The 4,898-nt window shown below is 75.0% G+C and carries 4 protein-coding genes; 3 read left to right on the forward strand and 1 reads right to left on the reverse strand.

The genetic code is table 11. The features are described from left to right. Positions 1–115 precede the first annotated feature (115 nt). Positions 116–1,009: an SDR family oxidoreductase gene (locus KBX43_RS31130; protein ID WP_064446160.1), complete on the reverse strand. Its 894-nt coding sequence runs from the start codon at positions 1,007–1,009 to the stop codon at positions 116–118. 137 nt (positions 1,010–1,146) lie between these two features. Between KBX43_RS31130 and KBX43_RS31135 the strand changes: the two genes are divergently transcribed. The 3 genes from KBX43_RS31135 to KBX43_RS31145 form a co-directional block, all read left to right on the forward strand. Further along, on the forward strand, positions 1,147–1,893 hold the full coding sequence (locus KBX43_RS31135) for a response regulator transcription factor (RefSeq protein ID WP_064446159.1): 747 nt from the start codon (positions 1,147–1,149) through the stop codon (positions 1,891–1,893). Continuing rightward, positions 1,871–3,403 (forward strand): cell wall metabolism sensor histidine kinase WalK, encoded by a 1,533-nt coding sequence (locus KBX43_RS31140; protein WP_064446158.1) that lies wholly within the window; start codon positions 1,871–1,873, stop codon positions 3,401–3,403. Before KBX43_RS31135 ends, KBX43_RS31140 begins: the two co-directional genes overlap by 23 nt. A gap of 45 nt (positions 3,404–3,448) precedes the next feature. Next, a partial coding sequence (locus KBX43_RS31145) for a glycosyltransferase family 39 protein (protein WP_210888592.1) occupies positions 3,449–4,898 on the forward strand: 1,450 nt, incomplete at its 3' end.

Here is a 4,898-nt window from a genome sequence, read left to right on the forward strand (position 1 = left end):
TGCGCGAGCCGGTCCAGTACCGGCCGCCAGGCGCCGCCGTGGTGACCGATGCCGTGCAGCAGCACCAGCGTGGGCCCGGCGCCGCGCCGCTCGTAGACGACCTCCACCGGCGCGGTCACGGCCGTCCCTGCGGCGTGCTGGGGCCGAAGCCCCGCCCCAACGCGCGGGCCTGTTCCTCGATCAGCGGCACGGTGGCCCGGGCGGTGCGGCCCACCAGCCGGTCGGCCAGCGGACTGACCAGCACCGACCGTACGGCCTGCACGCCGGCGACGGCGCGTGGCACGTACACCCGGCGGCTGCGCCGCTCGATCGCCCGGACGAACGCCTCGGCGCACTCGGCCACCGTCGTGGTACGCCGCAGCGGCCACGGCAGCTTCGTCAGCGCCGTTTCGAAGGCCGGCAGGTCGGCGCGCGCCTCGCGGACCAGGTCGGTGTCCACCCACGACGGATGGGCGGTGCCCACCGCCACGCCCCGGTGCGCCAGCTCCAGGCGGATCGCGTTGCCGAACTGCTCGACGCCGGCCTTGGAGGCGCAGTAGGCGGCCATGCCGGGCAGCGCGGCGAACGCCGCGGCCGAGGACACGATCAGCAGGTAGCCGCCCCGGTCGACGAGCGCCGGCACGGTCGCGGCGGCGGTGCGCATCACCCCGATCAGGTTGACCTCGACCGTACGCACCAGCGCCTCGACGTCGCCGACGGCGATCGTGCCGCGGTTGGCCACCCCGGCGTTCGCGACCACCGCGTCGATCCCGCCCAGCGCCGCCACGGTACCGTCGACCGCCTCGGCCAGCGCCTGCTGGTCGGTGACGTCGGCGGCGAACCAGGCGTGCCCGGGACCCAGCTCGGCGGCGAGCGCGGCGAGCCGGTCGGGTTCCAGCCCGACCAGTGACAACCGCGCGCCGCGTGCGGCGGCGAGGCGGGCGGTGTGCTCGCCGATGCCCCGGGCCGCGCCGGTCACCAGCACCACCTTGCCGGCCAACCGGCCGGAAAAACGACCGTCGATGGACATGCCGGGAAGTTACCACCGGGTAGCCCGGGTGTGGAAGACCCGGCCGGACCTGCCCGGATTCGAAGTCGGCCGGCGCGCACAGCTGGTACACAGGATCGGGACAGCCCGGCGACAGCGGGTCCGCCCACGATGGGGGCATGGTCATGAACGGGCAGGCCGCGCAGGGCCGCATCGAGCTGCACCGACCGGACGGCGAGCCGGTGCGGGTGCTCGTGGTCGACGACGAGCCGACGCTCACCGATCTGCTCGCCATGGCCCTGCGGTACGAGGGCTGGCAGGTCGCGACCGCCGGCAACGGGATGGCGGCGATCAGCACCGCCCGCCAGTTCCGCCCGGACGCCGTGGTGCTCGACGTGATGCTGCCCGACCTGGACGGCTTCCAGGTGCTGCGTCGCCTGCGCGAGGAGTCGCCGAGCGTGCCGGTGCTGTTCCTGACCGCCCGCGACGCCGTGGAGGAGCGCGTCGCCGGGCTCACCGTCGGCGGCGACGACTACGTCACCAAACCGTTCAGCCTGGAGGAGGTCATCGCCCGGCTGCGTGCGCTGCTGCGCCGCTCCGGCTTCGCGGTCGCCGCCCGCCAGGAGGCGGTGCTCACCGTCGGCGACCTCACCCTCGACGAGGACAGCCACGAGGTACGCCGAGGCGACGACCTGATCACGCTCACCGCCACCGAGTTCGAGCTGCTGCGCTACCTGATGCGCAACCCGCGCCGCGTGCTCAGCAAGGCGCAGATCCTCGACCGGGTCTGGAACTACGACTTCGGCGGCCAGGCCAACGTGGTCGAGCTGTACATCTCGTACCTGCGCAAGAAGATCGACGCGGGCCGCGCGCCCATGATCCACACGCTGCGCGGGGCGGGTTATGTCCTCAAGCCCGCCGAGTGACGCCCGCGGCCGGCTGCGCCGCCGCCTGGCCGGCTGGTCGCTGCGCCGCCGGCTCGTGCTCTCCGTGGTGGCGCTGCTCGCGCTGGTCAGCCTCGGCATCGGCGGCCTGACCACAGTCGCGCTGCGGCACTTCCTGATCAACCAGATCGACAACCAGCTCACCTTCGGCGACCGGCGGCCCGCCGACTTCGAACGCTGGGCCCGGCGCGGCATCGACCCGCCGCGCCCGGACCAGCGGCCCACCCCGCCGAACTCCGACGAGGTCGCGCCGGACCCCCCGGGCGGCTTCCCGCCAGGCTCCATCGCGGTCCGGGTGCCCGGCGCCGCCGAACCCGTCGGCCGGGTCCGGTCCGAGAGCGGCGGCAGCGAGGAGGTGCCCGCCGCCGACCTGACCGCGCTGGCCCGCGTACCCGTCGGCGACCGCCCGCGCACCGTCGTCGTCGGGGACCGGGGGGACTACCGCGCGGTCGCGCTGCCCTCGCCGCGCGGCGACGGCGACGTGCTGGTCCTCGCGATCCCGACGGCCCAGGTGGACGACACCGTCATGTGGATGATCGTCGCCCAGGCCGGGGTGATCGGCGCGGGCCTGGTCATCGCCGGCGCCCTCGGTCTGCTCATCGTCCGGGTCACGCTGCGCCCGCTCAACCGGGTCGCCGCCACCGCCGCCCGGGTCACCGAACTGCCGCTCGATCGCGGTGAGGTCGCCCTGTCGGTGCGGGTCCCGGCCGCCGACACCGACCCCCGCACCGAGGTCGGGCAGGTCGGCGGCGCGCTCAACCGGATGCTCGGCCACGTCGCCGCCGCGCTCTCCGCCCGGCAGGCCAGCGAGACCCGGGTACGCCAGTTCGTCGCCGACGCCAGCCACGAGCTGCGCACCCCCCTCGCGGCCATCCGGGGGTACGCCGAGGTGGCCCGCCGGGGCCGCCAGGAGGTCCCGCCCGACGTGGCGCACGCGCTACGCCGCGTCGAGTCGGAGAGCACCCGGATGACGAGCCTCGTCGACGACCTGCTGCTGCTGGCCCGGCTGGACTCCGGCCGCCCGCTTGCCGCCGAACCGGTCGACCTGACCGCCACGGCGGTGAACGCGGTGAGCGACGCCCACGTCGCCGGCCCCGACCACCGCTGGCAGCTCGACCTGCCCGACGAGCCGCTCACCGTCACCGGCGACGCCCACCGGCTGCACCAGGTGCTGGCGAACCTGCTCGCCAACGCGCGGGTGCACACCCCGGCCGGCACCACCGTCACGGTCCGGCTCGCGCCCGCCGCCGGCGGCGTCGAGCTGCGCGTCACCGACGACGGACCGGGCATCCCGGAACAGTTGCAGCCGGAGGTCTTCGAGCGCTTCGCCCGCGGCGACAGCTCCCGCTCCCGCGCGCAGGGCAGCACCGGCCTCGGCCTGGCCATCGTCGCCGCCGTGGTGGAGGCCCACCACGGCCGGGTCGACGTGGTCAGCCGGCCCGGCCACACCGCGTTCACGGTCTGGCTGCCCGGATCCACAGCAGACGCATAGGTCACTCACGGCAGCGGGCCAGCGGACGCTCCGAGGCTTGCCGGCATGGACAGAACCGAGAGCCTGCCGACCCCGCCCACGGCCGGTCCACCCGGCGCCGAGCCGGCCCCCGCGCCCGTACCGGAGGAGACCCGCGCCGACCGCTGGGCCCGCCCGGCGCTGCTCGGCCTGCTGGCCGCCACCGCGCTGCTCTACCTGTGGGGCCTGGGCGCCTCCGGCTGGGCCAACGCCTTCTACTCGGCCGCCGTGCAGGCCGGGTCGCAGAACTGGACCGCGTTCTTCTACGGCTCGTCCGACGCGGCCAACTCGATCACGGTGGACAAGACCCCGGCCTCGCTCTGGCTGATGGCGCTCTCGGTGCGGATCTTCGGCCTGAGCAGCTGGTCGATCCTGGTGCCGCAGGCGCTGCTCGGCGTCGCCTCGGTCGGCGTGCTGTACGCGACGGTCCGCCGCTGGTACGGCCCGGCCGCCGGACTGCTCGCCGGGACGGTGCTCGCGCTCACCCCGGTGGCGACGCTGATGTTCCGGTTCAACAACCCGGACGCGCTGCTGGTGTTCCTGCTGGTCGCCGCCGCGTACGCGACGGTGCGCGCGGTCGAGACGGCGAGCACCCGGTGGATCGCGCTGACCGGCGTGCTCGTCGGGTTCGGCTTCCTCACCAAGATGCTCCAGGCGTTCCTGGTGATCCCGGTCTTCGCCGGGGTCTACCTGCTGGCCGCGCCGACCGGCCTCGGACGGCGGATCCGCCAGCTCCTGCTGGCCGGGCTCGCCGTGGTTGTCTCCGCCGGCTGGTGGGTGGCGATCGTCGAACTGGTGCCGACGAGCGCCCGCCCGTACGTCGGCGGCTCGCAGAACAACAGCATCCTGGAGCTGACGCTCGGCTACAACGGCCTGGGCCGGATCACCGGCGACGAGGTGGGCAGCGTCGGCGGTGGCGGCGGACGGCCCGGCGGCGGTGGACCGTTCTCCGGTCAGACCGGGCTGCTGCGGATGTTCGACACCGAGGTCGGCGGGCAGATCTCCTGGCTGCTGCCGGCCGCGCTGATCCTGCTGGTCGCCGGGCTGTGGCTGGCCGGGCGGGCACCGCGTACCGACCGGACCCGGGCCGGTCTGCTGCTCTGGGGCGGCTGGCTGCTGGTCACCGGACTGATCTTCAGCTTCATGTCCGGGATCTTCCACGCCTACTACACGGTCGCCCTGGCCCCGGCGGTCGGCGCGCTGGTCGGCATCGGCGTCACAGCGCTGTGGCGGGCCCGTGCCGGCGCCGCTTCGGCTGCACCTGGCCCGGCCGCAGCGGCCCGGTGGCGTGGGTTCGCCGCCACGCTGGTCCTGGCCGCCACGCTGGCGGTCACCGCCTGGTGGTCCTGGCACCTGCTCGGCCGCACCCCCGACTGGTACCCCTGGCTGCGCCCCACGGTGCTCGCAGTGGGCCTGACCGCAGCCGTCCTCCTGGCCGCACCGGCGTTCCTCACCACCGGCCCCCGCCGGCCCGTCC

Source organism: Micromonospora sp. C41 (assembly GCF_018070485.1).
Lineage (GTDB): Bacteria > Actinomycetota > Actinomycetes > Mycobacteriales > Micromonosporaceae > Micromonospora > Micromonospora chalcea.

Coding starts and splice junctions, on each gene's coding strand:
- KBX43_RS31135 (WP_064446159.1), top strand. CDS start 1,147: ATGGTCATGAACGGGCAGGCCGCGCAGGGCCGCATCGAGCTGCACCGA.
- KBX43_RS31130 (WP_064446160.1), bottom strand. CDS start 1,009: ATGTCCATCGACGGTCGTTTTTCCGGCCGGTTGGCCGGCAAGGTGGTG.
- KBX43_RS31140 (WP_064446158.1), top strand. CDS start 1,871: ATGTCCTCAAGCCCGCCGAGTGACGCCCGCGGCCGGCTGCGCCGCCGC.